Raw genomic sequence first — 16,947 nt, forward strand, 5'->3', positions numbered from 1 at the left:
ACCGTCTAAGAATCCAGTCCGACTCACCCGGGTGGCCGTAACGCCGCGAACTCGTCGGTCACCCGATACCTGTCCTCGGTGAAGCGGTACAGCGCCGCGGGTCGCCCGCCGCTGCGGCCGGAACGCGCCGTCGTGCCGGTCCTGAGGATCACCTGTCGACGCTCGAGCACACGCTGCAGATTGGTCACGTCGACCGGGTGGCCCAGTGCCGCACTGTAGATGTCTCGCAATGTGGACAGCGCGAATTCCCTTGGTGCCAAGGCGAAACCGATATTGGTGTAGGACAGCTTGGCAATCAGCCGGGCACAGGCGTTCTCGACCATGGTGCCGTGGTCGAAGGCCATCGGCGGAAGGTTCGACACCGGGTGCCAGCGGGTGTCCGGTGGTAACTCGGGGGTGGCGGGGGAGGGCACCAGGCCGAGGAAGGTCGATGCGATGGTGCGCGCACCCGGCACCCGGGCCGGGTCGGAGAACACCGCCAACTGCTCCAGGTGTGCCAGCTCGCGCAGGTCGACCTTCTCGGCGAGTTGACGCCGAACTGAACTGACCATGTCCTCGTCGTGTCGGAGTTGACCGCCGGGTAGGGCCCAGGCGCCACGTTCGGGATCCATCGCGCGTTCCCACAACAGGACGCTGAGCTGGGGGTTTTTGGTGTCCAGCCGGCGAACCTGGAGCACGACGGCGAGCACTTCGTGCGCGGTGCTACGATGAGCCATGTTTTCGATCATAAGTCGAAAACCTCGGTAGGCAAAAGGAGACTGCCATGACGGTCCTGGATCGCACCGGCGCACTCAACAGCGTGCTGGCTGCACGCATCGTCGACGGCCCCGGCGGATACGGCGGCATCGTGCCCGACGGGCACTGGGCCGCGGAGGTGCGCAGGCTCGCCGATCTGCGCAACGCGACGCTGCTGGCGCACAACTACCAGCTGCCGGCCATCCAGGATGTCGCCGACCACGTCGGTGACTCGCTCGCACTGTCGCGCATCGCCGCGGAGGCGTCCGAGGACACGATCGTGTTCTGTGGGGTGCACTTCATGGCCGAGACGGCGAAGATCCTCAGTCCCGACAAGACCGTGCTCATTCCCGATCAGCGCGCCGGCTGCTCATTGGCCGACTCGATCACGGCCGAGGAATTGCGGGCGTGGAAGGACGAGTACCCCGACGCCGTGGTGGTGTCGTATGTGAACACCACCGCCGCGGTCAAGGCGCTCACCGACATCTGCTGCACCTCCTCGAACGCGGTCGAGGTGGTGGCCTCCATTCCCGAGGACCGCACCGTGCTGTTCTGCCCCGATCAGTTCCTGGGTGCACATGTCCGCCGGGTCACCGGCCGCAAGAACCTGCACGTCTGGGCCGGTGAGTGCCATGTGCACGCCGGTATCAACGGCGACGAGCTGGCCGCGCAGGCCCGGTCGCACCCGGATGCCGAGCTGTTCGTGCACCCCGAGTGCGGTTGTGCCACCTCGGCGTTGTACCTCGCCGGTGAGGGAGCCGTGCCCGAGGATCGGGTGAAGATCCTGTCCACCGGCGGCATGCTCGACGCCGCCCGTGAGACCCGCGCCCGCCAGGTTCTGGTCGCCACCGAGGTCGGCATGCTGCACCAGTTGCGCAGGGCTGCACCGGAAGTCGACTTCCTCGCGGTCAACGACCGGGCGTCGTGCAGCTATATGAAGATGATCACCCCCGCCGCGTTGCTGCGCTGCCTCGTCGAGGGTGCCGACGAGGTGCACGTCGATGCCGATGTCGCCGCGGCCGGGCGTAAGAGCGTCCAGCGCATGATCGAGATCGGGCAGCCCGGCGGCGGGGAATGATCGCCCCCGGGGGCGGGAGCGCAGCGAACCGGGGGACCGGCTCATGCGGTGGTGCCGGCTTCTGGCAGCAGCGCGCTGACGTCGTCGTCATCGGGACCGGGGTCGCCGGATTGGTCGCAGCGCTGGCCGCGGCGCGTGCGGGCCGAAAGGTCGTGGTGCTCAGCAAGGTCGGTGAGACGGCCACCTTCTATGCCCAGGGCGGTATCGCCGTGGTCCTGCCGAGCACCGAGGATTCGGTGCAGGCGCATGTGGCCGACACGGTGGCCGCCGGCGGCGGGCTGTGCGATGCCGACGCGGTGGCATCCATCGTCGCCGACGGGTACGCGGCGGTGTCCGAGCTGGTCGCCGACGGGGCCCGGTTCGACGAATCGCGGCCCGGTCAGTGGTCGCTGACCCGCGAGGGTGGGCACACCCGGCGGCGCATCATCCACGCCGGCGGTGATGCCACCGGGGCCGAGGTGCAGCGCGCCCTCAATGCTGCTGCGGCGCAGCTGGATATCCGCCACCACCATGTGGCGGTGCAGATCTGCCGGGACGATGCCGGCGTCACCGGTGTGCTGGTGCACAGCGACGCCGGACTCGGCCTGCTGCATGCGCCCTCGGTCATCCTGGCCACCGGCGGGCTTGGTCATCTCTATGCCGCTACCACCAACCCGGTGGGCTCCACGGGAGATGGTGTCGCCCTGGCGTTGCGGGCCGGTGTCGCGGTCGGCGATATCGAGTTCGTGCAGTTCCACCCGACGATGCTGTTCACCGGCGCGGCCGGCGGGCGTCGACCGCTGGTCACCGAGGCCCTGCGCGGTGAGGGGGCGATTCTCGTCGACAGCCATGGTGACTCGGTGACCGCCGGTGTGCATCCGCTCGGTGATCTGGCGCCACGGGATGTGGTCGCCGCCGCGATCGATGCCCGCCTGCACGCCACCGGAGACTCCTGCGTCTACCTCGACGCGACCGGCGTACCCGATGTCGCCGAACGCTTTCCGACCGTCACTGCGGCCTGTCGGGCCGCAGGCATCGACCCGGTGCGCCGACCGATCCCGGTGGTGCCCGGTGCGCACTACAGCTGTGGGGGAGTGCACACCGATGTGCACGGTCGTACCGAATTGGCCGGCTTGTTCGCCGCGGGCGAGGTCGCCCGCACCGGTATGCACGGCGCCAACAGGTTGGCCTCCAACAGCCTGCTGGAGGGTCTCGTCGTCGGCGGGCGGGCCGGCCGAGCTGCGTCCGCGCACGCCGAACAGGCAGGAGCCACCCGCGCGGTGTTCGACGGACCGCCGCGCGCACCCATGCTGGAGCGCACCGTGTTGCAACAGGCAATGAGCCGCGAGGCCTCCGTCGTGCGCGATGCCGCGGGGTTGCAGCGGCTCACCGCGACCCTGTCCGGTGCCGTCGAACGGCCACTGACCGATCGGATCGGTGTCGAGGACGCGGCGCTCACCCTGACGGCGCGCGCCGTGGCCGCGACGGCGTTGGCGCGCAACGAATCCCGCGGTTGTCATCACCGCGCCGACCATCCCGATACCGATGCCGCCCAGTCACACAGCGCCACCGTGCGACTCGACGAATCCGGTGTGCCGCAGGCCGTCGCACCGTTGGGAGCAAGCTGATGAACGGAGTGCAGGTGCACGCACTGACCGATACCGAACGCGCCGAGGCGCGCGCGCTGATCGAGCGGGCGCTGGACGAGGACCTGCGCTACGGCCCGGATGTCACGACCGAGGCCACCGTGCGGGCGGACGCGGTCACCACCGCGGTCATGGCCTCGCGTGAGCACGGTGTCGCCGCCGGTATCGACGTGGCCGTGCTGGTGCTCGACGCCGTGCTGGGCACCGACGGTTACACCGTGTTGGAGCGGCTGGCCGACGGTACCCGGGTCCAGCCCGGTCAGTCGTTGCTGCGGGTGCAGGCGCCCACCAGGGGACTGCTGACCGCCGAGCGCACCATGCTCAACCTGGTCTGTCATCTGTCCGGCATCGCCACCGCGACCGCCCAGTGGGTCGACGCGGTGGACGGCACGGGTGCACGCATCCGTGACACCCGTAAAACCTTGCCCGGTATGCGCGCCCTGCAGAAGTACGCCGTACGGGTCGGCGGTGGCGTCAACCATCGGATGGGGCTCGGTGACGCCGCATTGATCAAGGACAACCATGTCGCCGCGGCCGGATCGGTGCTGGCCGCCCTTGCGGCGGTGCGGGCGGCGGCGCCGGATATCGCGTGCGAGGTCGAGGTCGATTCGCTCGAACAGCTCGACGATATCCTCGGGGCCGACGTCGAACTGGTGCTGTTGGACAACTTTCCGGTGTGGCAGACCCAGATCGCGGTGCAACGCCGCGACACTCGCTCGCCGGCGACCAAACTGGAATCCTCGGGCGGGCTTTCGCTGGAGTCGGCCGCGGCGTACGCCGCCACCGGGGTCGACTATCTGGCCGTGGGCGCGCTCACCCATTCGGTCCGAGTGCTCGACATCGGATTGGACAGCTAGCCCGAGACCGGGTAGGCCCGTGCGACGTTCGGCGGCAAGAAGTGCGTCCGTCACCCGATCGCGGCATCGGGGCCGGTCACCGGCCAGTTGTCGTGATCTGGATACCACGCACCATGGTGTCCAGGTCACGGCGGATGCGCTCCGATGAGGAGTTGGCGGGCGTGTAGCCGATCTGCACGCCATAGAACGTGCCGTCGACCTCGAAGACGCTTTGCGATTGGTAGCCGGTGGCGGGGTGCGCGTCGTCCTGCGTTGGCTTGGGGGTCGTCAGGAAGTATCGCAGTGCGTGGCCGCACGCTGTCGCCGACGACGGTCCCTCGACGGTGGCGCCGTCCGTACGCCCTTGGACGAAACTGTCGGCCAGATCGACCAGCGTGGCATCGACGGTCGGTGGCGAACCGAAGGGAACCACGCGATCTACGGACGCCAGGAAGACCGACGGCTTGGCGCCGTCTTCGGGTGTCGGACCGATCAAGAACACCGGCTCAGGCGGTGCCGTGCTCGGGTCGGACGCCATCGTCGCCCGGGCCCATCGTGAAATGTCCTCGTTGATCTCCCAACCCGGTGGCTGAGGTACCCGCACGGAAACCGGCCCGCTGCCGGGGACATCGAGCCAACGCTCGGCGTCGACGTCCTGGCAACCAACCTGGGGCAGCGCAATGACGGGTGCGTCGGCACCTCCGCACCCCACCATCGCGCAGGCGGCCATGGACACGGCGATGCCGAGTTTGCCGAGTCCGGTGCCAGTGGGCCTAGCCGTCATGAACCGAGCCTATGGGACGCAGGACGGAACCCACGACGTAAATTGCGGTCTCCGCGTTCGGGAGCACGACGCGTTGGCGAGATTGGTTGCCAGGCGGTACGAGTCTCCAATTCTTCTGGCGCGAGCAATGCGGCCGAGACATTGGCGCTGCTTCTCCGCTGCGCGATATCAATCCGCACTTTGTGATTGGCTGGCCCACAAAATCGTGGGCCCTTCGGGTCACCGTAAATGTCGACCATCCATGATCTTCGTTGCGTGAGTCAGAGATCCAGCACGAGTGGCGCGCTCGACGCGCTGCGTGACACGCAGGTGATCATCGAGTGTTGTCGGCTGGTTTCGTCGAGGCATAGGTCGCGGTGTTCTGGCTCGCCGGCGAGCACGGTGGTCTGGCAGGTGCCGCATGCGCCGAAGCGGCAGTGCGTGGGTACCGAGACTCCCGCGGATTTCAACGCTTCGACGATGGTGTCGTATTCGCTGACGTACACCGTGCGACCTGTGCGGGCCAGGGTGACTGTGAATGGTGCGCCCAACGGTCGGCTCCGACGGTGTCGTGGCGCGGGTGCTGGACGGATACTCCGTGCTTTCCTCAGCCAGCGGAGGCTGGGCATCCAGGCACCTGCGGCTTGTCATGCTGGGTGTAGTCGGCTTGAATGCCGAGACGTCGCGCCCGCGCCAGAGCGAGGCGGTATGCCGCGCCTTCGAAACGGTCACCGCGTCGGGCTCTGCGGGCTCGACGCCACTGGGCTCCGGGAAGTGTGTCATCGAGCTTGCGGATCGTCAGATCGGTGCGAACGGCGAGACCGGTCAGCATCCGGAACGGTTGCAGAGGCGTCTCAGCGAGCCGTGTTCCGGCAAAGAGGGCTCGCACGAGGGGTTCTCCGCTGAAAAAGGCAAGCGCACCCGCGACAGGCGTGAGGGCGGCACGGGTCAGCAGTCCGCGAGGTCCGCCCATGACGTCGACGCCCTCGATGGCGGCCTCGGTCATCGTGGGTGTCCACCGAGATGGTCCGCCGGCAGTGGCCACGCCGTAGTTCATCATCGCCAGCGCGTCGGATGCCGTATACGGAATGATTGCCGGGTCGGCGCCCAGCACATAGGAGATGTATGCCCAGTAATGGGTGACCGCGTCGAGCTCGTCCCAGGTGGCGCGCCGCCCGCAGCGGTGGTCGAACAGGACGGGTATGAGGCCGAAGGTCAGGCCGGCGATCATGGTCATGGCAGTGCTGATCGGATTGCCGTGGTGAGCGTATTCGTCTGCGTCCCAGGAGTTCAGGATCGCCAGCCGTACCTGGGAGTGCATGAGGCGGACGTGTACTGTCGCCATGAACTCTTCGCGGTCGCGATTCAAGGCGCCCGGTTTGGTGACATGGCAAAACCATTGGGCGGTTTCGACATTGCGTCGAACGAGGTCATTCACGAACCGTCCGGTGATCCCGACCGCAGTGGATACTTCGGTGCCGACGAAGGTGCCCATGGCGTCTTGGATGGCCATCGCGAACCGAGCCGACATGCTCGTGTTATTCCACATACGGCGCCCCATCTCCCACTTTACGGGGTCATACCAGGCCGGGGGGTGGTCGAGGTGCTCAAACAATGCGATCAGGCTCGGTGGCGGGTCGGTGACTGCGGTGATGCCGTGGGCGAGTGCGGTGTCGAGCATTCGGCGGCCGGCGCTTGGGCCCATCGCGCGGAAATCGGCGACCACGGGATCCATGAAACGGTCACCTTGCCAGAAGTGATCCTGCAGCAGCGGAAGCGAGGGGTGCTCGTGGATGTCGACGTCGTCGATCCAATCGGTGAGCATGGTGCGCCGCGGAGGCGTCCAGATCGGGTCGATGACGATGCGCGGCGGCGCGGGACGCAGGGGCTGATTTGCCGTCCGGAAGTAGTTGTAGGCGTGAGTCTCTGCGGACGATCGGTGGTTGATGTCGGTCATGTGCTGTCCTTAACGGGGCGTCATGGTGCGTTTGCGTGCGTGGGCTGCTTCGCTGTGCCAGCGAAGCGATTCGGGCACCAACGGCCAGCCGGCCCGAACGGTTGCGCGTAGCCCGCGGTAGGCGAGTTCGTCGCGTCGTGACCACCGGATGCCGAACCGATGGCGCACCGGTGCCGGGAGACCGCCGAAGATCGTCAATCGCATCGGTGGGCCGAGCACGGCGCGGAATCTGGGGTTGGGCAGCAGTCGGTCGGTGTAGGGCTTGAGTGCTGCTGTGGTGGGGTAGGAGGGTGAGGCGCTCATATCGGGGACGTCGCCGCGATCGATGAGGTCGATGAGGAAGTCCGAGGCAGGGTTTGGTTGCAGGATGTGGGTGCAGTAGGTGTGAAGCTTCTGTTCGAAGGCGTAGCGGTGCGGGGGAAGCGGGGTGGTGCTGACTCCATAGCGGCGATACCAGACGCAGCCTTCGAGGTAGAGCTGTTCGGATTCGGCAGTGGTGAGATCGTGATGGTCCCAGTGCTGGGCGACTCGGTCGACCATCCGTTGAAATGTGGCGTGCGCCCACCAGAATGTGTTGGGGGTCAGCGCGTGGTAGCGGCTGCCGTCGGGCAGTTCTCCGGTGATGGTGCGGTGGTAGTCCCGCACACTCGTTGCCGTCGTGTCCGCGTCTGCTCGGTAGACCGATCCCAGAATGCCCGGTAGAGAGCGGAACACGCGGTCGACGGGGTTGGCGAAGAAGTCTGAATGGTCGATGAGTGCGTGACCGATGGCAGGGTGCATTGTTTGCAGCAGGCCGGCGGTTCCACCTTCGAAGGTGATTCTCATGTCGCCGAGCCACCGCCATAGCAGTGAGTTCTCGTCGAGGACCGGCTGGCGCTCGAGGGAATGGTCCTCGGTCATGGTGTTCCTCCGTATTGAGGCCGCAACAGCGGGCTGAGTGCGGATAGCGGGAGGGTGAGGGTGATCGTCCCCCCATCCATGGACCAGGCGAGTTGCCTTTCAGGAGTCGGTTCTTCGCGTTGCATGGGCTGGTCGGGCATGTACAGGATCAGTCCGTCGGTGGTGAGCGCGAAGGCGCGGTAGTCGCCGCTGAATCCTGGTCCGTGACTGCCGGGTTGCCAATGCTCGGCAGTGAAGGGGTAGGTGTTGGGCAGATGCGGCGGCGGGGCGGCGTCGAGTGCCGCCTGCAGCGTGGGTCCGGCGGCGTCGGTGACTGCGCGGTACGGATCGATGCCGGCTTTGAACAGATCGGGCAGCGCCAGTTGTCTGCCGGTCGCGTTATCGAAGACGAACGAGCGGTAGGCGTTGTTGGGCTGCACACCCGCTGGGGCGAATGTTTCGTGGACGATCAGGTTCTCGACGGACCCTGGACCGGGGTGGGTGGTCGCGGTTGCCGTGGCGTTGCCATCCCGTGGAGTCAGTCTGCCGGTGGCGGTCCAGCCGGCGAACAGGGCTCGGTAGTAGTCGGTCAACTCTGTTGTGATCGAACGATTTTCCAGTACCGCTGGGGCGAGATCCACCGTGATTGTGAGCGTGGCCTTTCGTTGGGACTGCACGGTGACCGTGCACTGCGGAGGAGTCCACTTCCCGCCGACTTCGCCGCACAGCTGCTCCGCCGAGGCGTGCGCCGGAGAGGCGACTGTCAACGAGACCGCAAGCGCCATGGTGGTCGCGGCGCTGACGCGGGTGATCACGGTTGGTCCTGACCGCCGGCCAGTGCGACATCCGCGGCCAGCCATCGGCCGTCGATGTGACGCATCGTCATTGTCACGCTCAGGGAGTCCGTGCGCGGCTCGGGTGCCTCCGCGCTGGAGACGTCCTGCGCGACGGCCAGCAGTACCTCGACATCGTTGCCGTCGGCGCCGATCACGGCGGCGTCGGTGACAGTTCCCGTCGTGGAAACCTTGTTGTCGATCAGCATCTTTCGCAGCTGGGAAGCGGCGCGTCCGTAGGTGTCTTTGAAGTCGGCGGTGGCGCCGTCGAGCACCTGCTGGATGTTCTGGTCGATCGCCGATTGATCGGTGGTGGTCAGTGTTGCCGCGTAGGTGCGGGCAGTGTCGAGTGCCTGAGATGTTGCGGCTTGCTGGTGTCGCTGTTCGTAGAGCAGGTAGCTCGTATACGCCAGGGCCGCAAGTGAACCTGTCAGGAGGATGCACAGGACCCAGCGCCTGGCGCGACGCGCACCGACCACGAAAAAGGAGACCGCCCACAGCACGACCTGGCGGATCGCCGCGCGCCGTCTTCGCGCTTCCTTCGCATGGTCCGCGGGCGCCACGGTCGAGTGGACCGAGGATCGGCCCTCGGCCGATTTCACCTGCGGCGCTTCCCTCGTGGTGTCGCTGTCGGTGCTCACAGGATGTCGACCTTGCTGGCCAGCCAGCGGCCGTCGTTTCGTTGCATGGTCATGGCGATTCTGTTGCGGTCGATGCGCGGGCTGGGGTTGGCCAGGTTGGTGATCGACTGGTCGACGAAGAGTAGGACCTCGACGCGATCGACGGTCGCCGATTTCACTGCGGCGTCGACCACGATCCCGGTTCCGGTGGCCTTGTTGTCGATGAGGATTTGCCGCAGTTGAGTTGCGCCCTGGCTGTATGCATCTTTGAACTCGCCGGTAGCTCCGTCGAGGGTGCGGGTGTAGTTGTCGTCGAGGTGGGCGGAGTCCAGCGTGGTCAGGGTCAGGGCGTAGTCACGCGCGGCGTGTAACGCCGCATCTGCGGCGGCGTTGACGCGATGATTCTCAAAGAGATTGTATCCCAGATAGATTGAGGATCCCAGTGCCCCGAGTGTCACCAAAACCACTGCGGCCCGGCGTCGGGACAATCGGCGTGTGTGTGGCGGCGGGGTACCGTCGGCGGTGCCGTCGGGATCGGGACCGTGGTTCTCGTCGGTTGTCTGCTCGGCGTCTGCGGTCGCGTCCGAGCGGGCCTCGTCGAGGCGTACGGCGTCGAACACATCGGTGGTAGCGGCGTTCTTGGTCATCGTGTCCTGCTCTTGCTCAGTTGGGCGGCTGTTGGGGCATGGGGGGCCCGGCGTAATCGGTGGGCATTGTGTAGGGCGGGTACTGCGGGGTAGCTGCGGTCCGGGCCAGTGGGTCGTGTCCCGGCGGCGGGCCCGCAGTGTCGTCGTCCGGTGGACGTGGTGCGTTGCGAGCGCCGCGGACCAGAACGGACGGATCGGGGTTGTCGCAGTAGGTGTAGAGGTAGGGCTCGGGGAAGTCGGCTTGGGTGGGAGCGGCGCGGGGCAGGTCGTAGTCGCAGCGATACTTCGGGTAGATGTCGCCGACGCCCCAGATGCCGCCGTCGTGCAGTACCGAGGAGATTCGGTCGATCACGGGATCGCGGTCGGGTCGCCAGAGGTCTTCGAGGGCGGGGATGCGCTGATAGACGATCTGGGACAGCGTGGTCAAGTTGCCGAGAATCTGCACCACGTTCTGGCGGTTGTCGGTGATGAGGTCGTTGGCGGCGGTCAACTGCGGATTGCCGCGGAGCACCAGGGTGCGGAAGCCGTCGTCCATGGCGCCGACCCCGGCCAGGATGTGGTGGGCGTTGGCGGCCGTCTGCTGAAGACCTGCTCCGGAGTCGGCGAGGGTTCCGAAGACGATCTTCGTGGTGCTCAAGGTGCTGGTGAGTTCCGGTAGCACCGAGTCCACCGTCGTGGCCAGCAGCGTGGCGCCGTCGAGGATGGCCGCGAGTTTGCGCGGGCCGTCGTGGCTGACGCGCAGCTCGGCCATCATGGCGCGTAACTTGTCGGTGTCGATCTGGGCGAGCGCACCGCGGCTGTGATCGATGATGGTCGGCAGCGTGGTGGGAAGCGTCACCTGAGACCCTTCTATGACCGCGCCGTTGTTCAGGTAGGGGCCGTGGTCGTCATCGGGCCGAAAGTCGATGAACTGTTCGCCGCCGGCCGACAGTCCCGATACCCGGACCGGGCTGTCGCGAGGTATGCGAGCCGAGGACTGGATCTTCAGAACGGCCTGGACGCCGCGGCCGTCGAGGACTATCGACTGCACGCGTCCGATGGGGATGCCGCGGTAGGTGACTTCCTGCTGTGCCAACAGTCCGCCGGATTCTGGGATGCGCACGGTGATCGTCATGGTCGGGGTCAGGGGGTTCACCGTGGTGGTTCCGAATGCGATGTAGAGGCCGGACAAAACTGTGATGAATGCCAATCCGAGGCAGGACAGTGCGCCGCGATGCCGGCGTACCCGTGTGATGATCGACGTCATCGGTTGGCTCCGTAGATTCTGCCCAGTAGCAGATTCCACTGGTAGCGCAGGCCACCGACGAGCTGGTGCCAGTCGGTGCCGTCGGGACCGTGAAAGCCCGGATCGCCGGGGTAGTTCTTGTCCGGCCAAGGCACCAGGGCGAGCTTGGCGATTTCCAGGCGGGCGTGCGCCGAGGTGGAATTGGTGATCTTGGTGAAGATACCCAGTAGTCGGTTGAACGATGTCAGCGAGAGGTTGGGGTCGGTGGAGATGTCGTTGAGGATGGTCGACAGCTGATTCAGGTCGGCGGCCACGCTCGTGGTGTCGGTGCCCTGTAGCGAGGGGAATCGGGACAGTTGAGCGCTGATGCGTCCGACGCGGTCGGCCAGATCCAGTAAACTGCCGGTGTTTTCGGCGAGGACGGACAGTGCCGGTGCACCGGCCGACAGGGAATTCTCGATGGTGCTGCGGTGGACGCTGAGGTCAGCGGTCAAGTCCCGGGTGCTCTGCAGTGCGGCATCCAGTTGGTCGTTGCGTGCGCTGAGCCCGTCGAGCAGCGTGCGGGTGTGGCCGATCAGGTCGCTCAGTTTGGTGCCATCGGAACCGATGGCACGTCCGGCGCCGTTGATTCTGTCGGCCAGGGCGCGGATGGATCCACCGTTGGTCAACAGAGCCATCGAGCTGAGGAGTTCTTCCACCGTGGGTGCTGCGGCGGTGTCGCCGACGCTGATGGTGTCGCCGTCGTGCAACGGTGTGGTCCCGGGGCCCGGCCGCAGTTGGACGAACACATCACCCAGGGGTGTGGCTGAGCGCAGCTCTGCGGTCGATCCGGTCGGCAGTTCGATGCGTGCGCTGATTCTCATGCGGACCTGGGCGGTGAAGTCGTGGGCGGTGATGTCGGTCACCTCACCGATATCGGCGCCGTAGAGCCGCACCTTGGCTTTGGCCGGAAGGTTGAGTGCGTCCGTGAATTGGGCTGTCAGTTCATAGTTTTGACCGCTGGGGCCGGGGGAGGGCAGCGGTACTGCGTCCAGCCCGGAACCACATCCGGCGAGAAGTATCGCAGCGGAGCAGGCCAGGCTGATGCGGGCGGTGGACAGGATGTTGCCGCGGCTCATCGGGGTGCTCCGGTCACACCGTTGGCCATCAGGTCCAGTACTGATGACAGTCCGAAGTCGGGGCCGTAGTCCCGCAGTGTTCCGGAGGCGCAGCTGAGCTGTTTGAGGCCCATCAGATTGCAGACTTCCTTGGCGAATTGGCCATTGAGGACGATCTTGTCGATCATGAGGTGCACGCGCAGGCTGCCGGCCGCGGGATCGATGACATTGGCGACGTTGTCGACGGCCAGCGGCGCGACATCGAGGAGCTCCTTGAGTCCGCGTTGGTTGGCCGCCAGTGTGTCGGTGATCGACGATGCGTAGGTGAAGGTCTCGCGGAGTTCGTCGCGGTGGCGTTGCAGAAGGTCGGTGACTTGTTGGAGGAGTTCGTTGGCCTTGGCGCCGGTGTCGCCCGATCCGAGGTCCTGGTCGGCGAGGATATCGCTGAGTTGGCGGACATTGGAACCGAAGTGGCGAATGGCGGCGTCGTTGGTCGCGGCGCTCTGGGTGAGTTCACCGACACCGCTCAGAATGTCACTCATGCTCCGCTGCGTCTCCGCACCGCCATCGGGACCGACCTGCAGGGCCTGTGCGAGGCTGTCGAGAGTGGACTTGATTCTGTCGGAATCCTCGCTGGTGATCTGTGATCCGATGGCGACCAGGTCGCCGAGCGGTCCGCCACCGTCACCGTCACCGCGCAGTGCCGTTCCCAGCTTGTCCATCGTGGCCAGCGTCTGATCGAATTCGACCGGTGTGCGGGTGTTTCCGAGACCGATCTGGTCGCCATCACGCAGTGTCGGGCCGCCGGTGTAAGGCGGGGTGAGTTCGACGTGGCGGTCGGTGAGCAGCGAGGCCGATACGGTGACCGCCGAAACATCGGCGGGGATCTCGACGTCCTTGTCGATCTTGAGGGTGACATCGACATATCCGCCGCGGGGTTCGATCTTGGTGACATGGCCGATGGGCATGCCGAGGACGGAGACCGCGTTGTCGACGTACAGGCCCACCCCATCGGCGAAGTGCGCCGTCACGGTGATGTGACTGGGTAGCAGCCGCGGGACGAACAATGCGCCGACCACCGACGCCACAGCGAGAACGGTTGTGATGAGCACGATCTTGCAACGTCGTGTCATTGACAATCCTTGAAGTACTCGACCAGGTTGAACTGCCTGGCGCGGCCACTGAGCGCGCACATCCAAGAGTCGACGAAGGGGCCGGCGGGCACGTTGAGGCTCACGGAGTTTCCGCTGCCGGTGACGTTGGCCACGTTGCGTACGGCCACGGGTGCGGTCTCAAGAACGCTGCGCAGCAGTGCGTCATGTTCTGCCAGCATGCGGGTGAACTCGTGGGAATTTTCGATCAGTTCGTCGAGGTGCGGCTCGTCACGCAGGATCGTGTGGGCGTGCTCGACCAATGTGGTGACACCGTCGAACAGCCTCTGCATGGCTGCCCGTCGTGTGGTGATCTCGTCGAGGAGCTGATTGCCTTGCAGAACCAGCGATCCGAGCTCGGCCTTTTGCCGGACCAGCAGATCGACGACGGTGTCGACATTGGTCAGCAGGGTGGACAGCTGGCCGCGTCGAGTGGCGACGACATCGGTCAGGGAACGCAGATTGCCCAGGGCCTCGGGAAGTTGTTCGGGCAGGCCCTGCAGCGCGGTATTCATGACCTCCACCGACCGGGTCATCTGGGCGGCGTCGATGGAGCCCAGCGAGTCGGTGGCGTCGGCCAGGGTGCGCTGCAGGTCGTAGGGAACAGCAGTGCGCTCCTGGGGTATACGTCGATCCTGCAGCACGCCGTCACCGGCAGGTGTCAGTTCCAGATAGCGCGATCCCAAGATCGTGGTCAGTTTGATCGCGGCACGGCTGTCTGCGCCGATCCGGACATTCTTGTCGACACTGAAGGTGGCCAGCACGTGGGTGCCGGCCAGGGTGATGTCGTTGACCGTGCCGACCTCGATGCCGGCGATGGTGACGCGGTCGCCGGTACTGAGTTGGGCCGCCTGTAGGAACTCGGCGGTGTAGCGGATCCGGCCGATATCGAGGTGGCTGACGACCACCACCGAGACGAGCAGAGCAGCGCCGGCCAGGATGGCGGTCAGGCCCAGCCAGGGTCGGTTCCAGTTCTCGATGGGTCGGCGCAGGTGTGTCCGCAATGCGCGCTGGGTGGTGGTCATCGTGGTCATCGGCACACCGGGGAGTGTCGGGGTGCGTCGACCGCGCCAGGTGTGGCAGCGATGACAAAGGCGCGGAACCAGTGCAGCAGGCCCTGCCACAGGCCGAAGTCGACGTCGCAGGCGTAGGCGTTGACGTAGCTGCCTTCCTGGGTGATGCGGGCCAGCCCTTTGAGCAGTAGGGGGAGGTTGGCGGCCATGTAGGCAAAGCGCGCGCGGCCGTCGTTGAGTCCGTGCTGTAGGAAGCCGGGTTCGCGTCCCACGAGCGCCTGGACATCGGGAGTGATGGCGGCGACGATTCGGCCGAGTTTGTCCAGCGTGCCGGTGATCGAGGCCATGGAGGCGAGAAGACCTTCTCGGCGTTGCGCAATGTCGGCGACGATGTGATGTGACTGCGCCAGAATGGATTCCAGCGCGTCTGCCTGGCGGACTACCGCAGCCGTCAGGGCGTCGAGGTCGGTGATCATGACGGCCAGTGACTGATCGGGTCCGGCCAGCGTGGCGGCCAGGTGGGAGGCCTGCGAAGTCAGGGACGCAAGTGAGCCTCGGCCGCCTTGGAACGCCAGCACGATGGCGTTGGTCAGGTTGTTGACCTGGTCGGGGTCCAGCTCGGTGAACAGTGGTTCGAATCCGTTGAGCAAGGTGGAAATATCGAATGAGGGTGTGGTGTGGGCGATGCGGCCGCCGGCGGGAAGTATCTGGCGCTGACCGCCACGGTCTGACAAGCCGAGGTAGCGCTGGCCGATGACGTTTTGATAGGTCACCGATGCCAGAGTGGTGCTGTAGAGCGTTTGGGATTGCTGTGTACGAAAAGTGACCTGCGCCTGGTTATCGACGAGCTCGATCGCATCCACACGTCCGATGCGGACCCCGGCCACGCGGACGTCATCTCCGACGGCCAACCCGGAGACATCGGTGAATACGGCTGTGTAGGTCGAGGTGGGGCCAGAGACGCCTCGGTCGACGGTGGTGAAGACGAGCCAGGTGGCCAGGAGGCTGAAGGTAGTGAACAGCGCCAGTCCGAGCAGTGTGCGGCGATGCCGTGTCATCGCACCCCCCCTGCGGGGGTGACCTCGACCGTGGCGCCGCGGGTGATCGGTCCGAGCAGAAGCTGGGTCACCGAGGTTGCGGGCCCGCCGATGATGCGGCTGAGCTGAGCGCGCTCGTCGTCGCTGCCGACCGGCCCGACGGTGCCACCGAAGGCCGCAGGCTGCGCCGGACCGGCTTCGGTTGGGGCAGGAGGCTGGGCGGGGGATGCTGCAGGGGGCCCCTGGTCGATCGAGTCCCGCGGCGGCGCGAGATTGGGCCGGTTTTCGGGGACCCCTGGTGGCGCAGGCAGGCCCATCGAGTCCAAGGCGGGCAGCAGGTCTGGCGCGGTGGGGACCTCGGGGGCGGTCTGGCAACTGGGTCCGGCCAGCTGCCCGTAGCGGGGGCAGTCGGCACGCACATAGGTTCGGGTCGGCGCGAATCCGACGGCGGCCTTGATGGTGACGAGATTGGTCGCAGGGTCCCAGGCCTCGTCGTAGAACTTGTTGCCCAACGTCTGTAGTCGGGTTGCGACCCCGTGGAACTGGTCGGCGTGCTCGGCGATGACGCCCAGCGCGGGGCTGAGTTGAGTGCTGATGGTGATCATCCGGTCGCTTTGGTGGTCGAGGGCGTCGGCGATGGTGGACGTGGTGGTGAGTCCGCCGGAGAGGAACTCCGCCAAGGCGCTGCGCTGTTCGGCTAGCGTGCGCATCGGCTGCAGGGAGGCATCCAACGTTTCCGACAGTTCGGGTGCAGCGGCGCGCAGGACGTCGGCGGCATCCCGCAACGTCGACAGCGTGCCCTCGCCGGATGTGGGACCGGCCATCTGAGCGTTCAGCTGGGTCACGATGCGGTTCAACCCGCCTGCAGCGGCGATGATTTTGTCGCCTCGGCCCTGAGTCGCCTGAGTCAACGCCGTCAGGGCACCGACATCGTCGCCGTTGGGCGCTTGTGCGGCGGCATTGACCACTTCACGTAACTTGGCCAGCACGTTCTGAAACAGCACGGTGGGCAGTGTCCGGTCCTCGCGGATCACCGATCCGTCCCGCAGTGTGCCGAGTTCGCCGTCGTGATCAACCAGTTGCACGGCCGAGACGGCGAACAGGTTGGCCGGCACGACGCGGGCGGTCACGGAGCTGGGAATGTGGTTGGCATACTCGGGATCCAGGAACACCTCGACGGTGTTGGGACCGCGGCCATCTGGTGAGGCGGTGACCGCGGTGACCATACCCACCAATACGCCACGGAATTTCACGTCCGAGCGCACCGGCAGACCGTCGCCGATGTCGGTCAAATCGATTCGCACGCGGACGAAGTCGTCGAGGAGTCCGCGGGACTGGGCCACCATCAGCACGGCGGCGCACACGACGATGACGATCGAACACGCGCCCAGCACCGCCAGGCGTTGCTGGGAACTGGCTCGCGGATCTGGGTCCAGGGGATTGGGCATCTG

17 protein-coding genes are annotated in these 16,947 nt (G+C 66.1%); 3 read left to right on the forward strand and 14 right to left on the reverse strand.

Translation table 11 applies throughout. From position 1 onward, the window contains the following. Positions 1 to 23 precede the first annotated feature (23 nt). Positions 24 to 716: an NUDIX hydrolase gene (locus FBY28_RS25235; protein ID WP_141869875.1), complete on the reverse strand. Its 693-nt coding sequence runs from the start codon at positions 714 to 716 to the stop codon at positions 24 to 26. 47 nt (positions 717 to 763) lie between these two features. Here FBY28_RS25235 and nadA point away from each other — a divergent pair, with 47 nt between their 5' ends. The 3 genes from nadA to nadC are packed head-to-tail and all read left to right on the forward strand — an operon-like array spanning position 764 to position 4,295. Further along, positions 764 to 1,813, forward strand: coding sequence for a quinolinate synthase NadA (gene nadA / locus FBY28_RS25240; RefSeq protein WP_141869876.1), 1,050 nt, complete (start codon positions 764 to 766; stop codon positions 1,811 to 1,813). Further along, complete coding sequence (locus tag FBY28_RS25245) at positions 1,810 to 3,420, forward strand: L-aspartate oxidase (RefSeq protein WP_141869877.1); 1,611 nt, start codon at positions 1,810 to 1,812, stop codon at positions 3,418 to 3,420. The genes nadA and FBY28_RS25245 overlap by 4 nt, the downstream gene beginning before the upstream one ends. Further along, a complete protein-coding gene (nadC, locus tag FBY28_RS25250) occupies positions 3,420 to 4,295 on the forward strand; it encodes a carboxylating nicotinate-nucleotide diphosphorylase (RefSeq protein ID WP_174241749.1) in 876 nt (291 codons plus the stop codon). The genes FBY28_RS25245 and nadC overlap by 1 nt, the downstream gene beginning before the upstream one ends. A gap of 76 nt (positions 4,296 to 4,371) precedes the next feature. On the opposite strand, the gene FBY28_RS25255 is transcribed toward nadC, so the two are convergent. The 13 genes from FBY28_RS25255 to FBY28_RS25315 form a co-directional block, all read right to left on the reverse strand. Further along, positions 4,372 to 5,058, reverse strand: a complete 687-nt coding sequence (locus FBY28_RS25255) for a hypothetical protein (protein WP_141869878.1) — start codon at positions 5,056 to 5,058, stop codon at positions 4,372 to 4,374. Positions 5,059 to 5,318: 260 nt separating this feature from the next. Beyond that, complete coding sequence (locus tag FBY28_RS25260; RefSeq protein ID WP_216847950.1) at positions 5,319 to 5,588, reverse strand: 2Fe-2S iron-sulfur cluster-binding protein; 270 nt, start codon at positions 5,586 to 5,588, stop codon at positions 5,319 to 5,321. Between the two features lie 56 nt (positions 5,589 to 5,644). Next, on the reverse strand, positions 5,645 to 6,994 hold the full coding sequence (locus FBY28_RS25265; protein ID WP_141869880.1) for an oxygenase MpaB family protein: 1,350 nt from the start codon (positions 6,992 to 6,994) through the stop codon (positions 5,645 to 5,647). Positions 6,995 to 7,003: 9 nt separating this feature from the next. Next, the gene (locus FBY28_RS25270; RefSeq protein ID WP_141869881.1) at positions 7,004 to 7,894 is read right to left on the reverse strand and encodes an oxygenase MpaB family protein; all 891 of its coding nucleotides are present in this window, start codon (positions 7,892 to 7,894) and stop codon (positions 7,004 to 7,006) included. Further along, positions 7,891 to 8,688 carry a DUF3298 domain-containing protein gene (locus FBY28_RS25275; protein WP_141869882.1) on the reverse strand — a complete coding sequence of 266 codons (798 nt, stop codon included), beginning with the start codon at positions 8,686 to 8,688 and terminating at the stop codon, positions 7,891 to 7,893. The genes FBY28_RS25270 and FBY28_RS25275 overlap by 4 nt, the downstream gene beginning before the upstream one ends. Further along, on the reverse strand, positions 8,685 to 9,347 hold the full coding sequence (locus tag FBY28_RS25280; protein WP_141869883.1) for an Rv1363c family protein: 663 nt from the start codon (positions 9,345 to 9,347) through the stop codon (positions 8,685 to 8,687). The genes FBY28_RS25275 and FBY28_RS25280 overlap by 4 nt, the downstream gene beginning before the upstream one ends. Continuing rightward, positions 9,344 to 9,973 carry an Rv1363c family protein gene (locus FBY28_RS25285; RefSeq protein ID WP_216847951.1) on the reverse strand — a complete coding sequence of 210 codons (630 nt, stop codon included), beginning with the start codon at positions 9,971 to 9,973 and terminating at the stop codon, positions 9,344 to 9,346. The genes FBY28_RS25280 and FBY28_RS25285 overlap by 4 nt, the downstream gene beginning before the upstream one ends. Positions 9,974 to 9,989: 16 nt before the next feature. Further along, complete coding sequence (locus FBY28_RS25290; RefSeq protein ID WP_141869884.1) at positions 9,990 to 11,219, reverse strand: MlaD family protein; 1,230 nt, start codon at positions 11,217 to 11,219, stop codon at positions 9,990 to 9,992. Then, the gene (locus tag FBY28_RS25295) at positions 11,216 to 12,316 is read right to left on the reverse strand and encodes an MlaD family protein (RefSeq protein WP_141869885.1); all 1,101 of its coding nucleotides are present in this window, start codon (positions 12,314 to 12,316) and stop codon (positions 11,216 to 11,218) included. Before FBY28_RS25295 ends, FBY28_RS25290 begins: the two co-directional genes overlap by 4 nt. Then, on the reverse strand, positions 12,313 to 13,428 hold the full coding sequence (locus tag FBY28_RS25300) for an MlaD family protein (RefSeq protein ID WP_141869886.1): 1,116 nt from the start codon (positions 13,426 to 13,428) through the stop codon (positions 12,313 to 12,315). Before FBY28_RS25300 ends, FBY28_RS25295 begins: the two co-directional genes overlap by 4 nt. After that, positions 13,425 to 14,480 (reverse strand): MCE family protein, encoded by a 1,056-nt coding sequence (locus FBY28_RS25305; RefSeq protein WP_216847952.1) that lies wholly within the window; start codon positions 14,478 to 14,480, stop codon positions 13,425 to 13,427. Before FBY28_RS25305 ends, FBY28_RS25300 begins: the two co-directional genes overlap by 4 nt. After that, entirely contained in the window at positions 14,477 to 15,517 is a 1,041-nt protein-coding gene (locus tag FBY28_RS25310) for an MlaD family protein (protein WP_141869887.1), read from the reverse strand. The genes FBY28_RS25305 and FBY28_RS25310 overlap by 4 nt, the downstream gene beginning before the upstream one ends. Beyond that, on the reverse strand, positions 15,514 to 16,944 hold the full coding sequence (locus tag FBY28_RS25315; protein WP_141869888.1) for an MlaD family protein: 1,431 nt from the start codon (positions 16,942 to 16,944) through the stop codon (positions 15,514 to 15,516). The genes FBY28_RS25310 and FBY28_RS25315 overlap by 4 nt, the downstream gene beginning before the upstream one ends. Positions 16,945 to 16,947: the final 3 nt, after the last annotated feature.

Source organism: Arthrobacter sp. SLBN-53, from assembly GCF_006715585.1.
GTDB lineage: Bacteria > Actinomycetota > Actinomycetes > Mycobacteriales > Mycobacteriaceae > Mycobacterium > Mycobacterium neoaurum_A.

Bases quoted from the DNA above. Each gene is read 5' to 3' on its own strand.
- FBY28_RS25270 (WP_141869881.1), bottom strand. From the start codon at position 7,894: ATGACCGAGGACCATTCCCTCGAGCGCCAGCCGGTCCTCGACGAGAAC.
- FBY28_RS25295 (WP_141869885.1), bottom strand. From the start codon at position 12,316: ATGAGCCGCGGCAACATCCTGTCCACCGCCCGCATCAGCCTGGCCTGC.
- FBY28_RS25245 (WP_141869877.1), top strand. From the start codon at position 1,810: ATGATCGCCCCCGGGGGCGGGAGCGCAGCGAACCGGGGGACCGGCTCA.
- FBY28_RS25305 (WP_216847952.1), bottom strand. From the start codon at position 14,480: ATGACCACGATGACCACCACCCAGCGCGCATTGCGGACACACCTGCGC.
- nadC (WP_174241749.1), top strand. From the start codon at position 3,420: ATGAACGGAGTGCAGGTGCACGCACTGACCGATACCGAACGCGCCGAG.
- FBY28_RS25315 (WP_141869888.1), bottom strand. From the start codon at position 16,944: ATGCCCAATCCCCTGGACCCAGATCCGCGAGCCAGTTCCCAGCAACGC.
- FBY28_RS25255 (WP_141869878.1), bottom strand. From the start codon at position 5,058: ATGACGGCTAGGCCCACTGGCACCGGACTCGGCAAACTCGGCATCGCC.
- FBY28_RS25290 (WP_141869884.1), bottom strand. From the start codon at position 11,219: ATGACGTCGATCATCACACGGGTACGCCGGCATCGCGGCGCACTGTCC.
- FBY28_RS25285 (WP_216847951.1), bottom strand. From the start codon at position 9,973: ATGACCAAGAACGCCGCTACCACCGATGTGTTCGACGCCGTACGCCTC.
- FBY28_RS25310 (WP_141869887.1), bottom strand. From the start codon at position 15,517: ATGACACGGCATCGCCGCACACTGCTCGGACTGGCGCTGTTCACTACC.
- FBY28_RS25265 (WP_141869880.1), bottom strand. From the start codon at position 6,994: ATGACCGACATCAACCACCGATCGTCCGCAGAGACTCACGCCTACAAC.
- nadA (WP_141869876.1), top strand. From the start codon at position 764: ATGACGGTCCTGGATCGCACCGGCGCACTCAACAGCGTGCTGGCTGCA.
- FBY28_RS25300 (WP_141869886.1), bottom strand. From the start codon at position 13,428: ATGACACGACGTTGCAAGATCGTGCTCATCACAACCGTTCTCGCTGTG.
- FBY28_RS25235 (WP_141869875.1), bottom strand. From the start codon at position 716: ATGGCTCATCGTAGCACCGCGCACGAAGTGCTCGCCGTCGTGCTCCAG.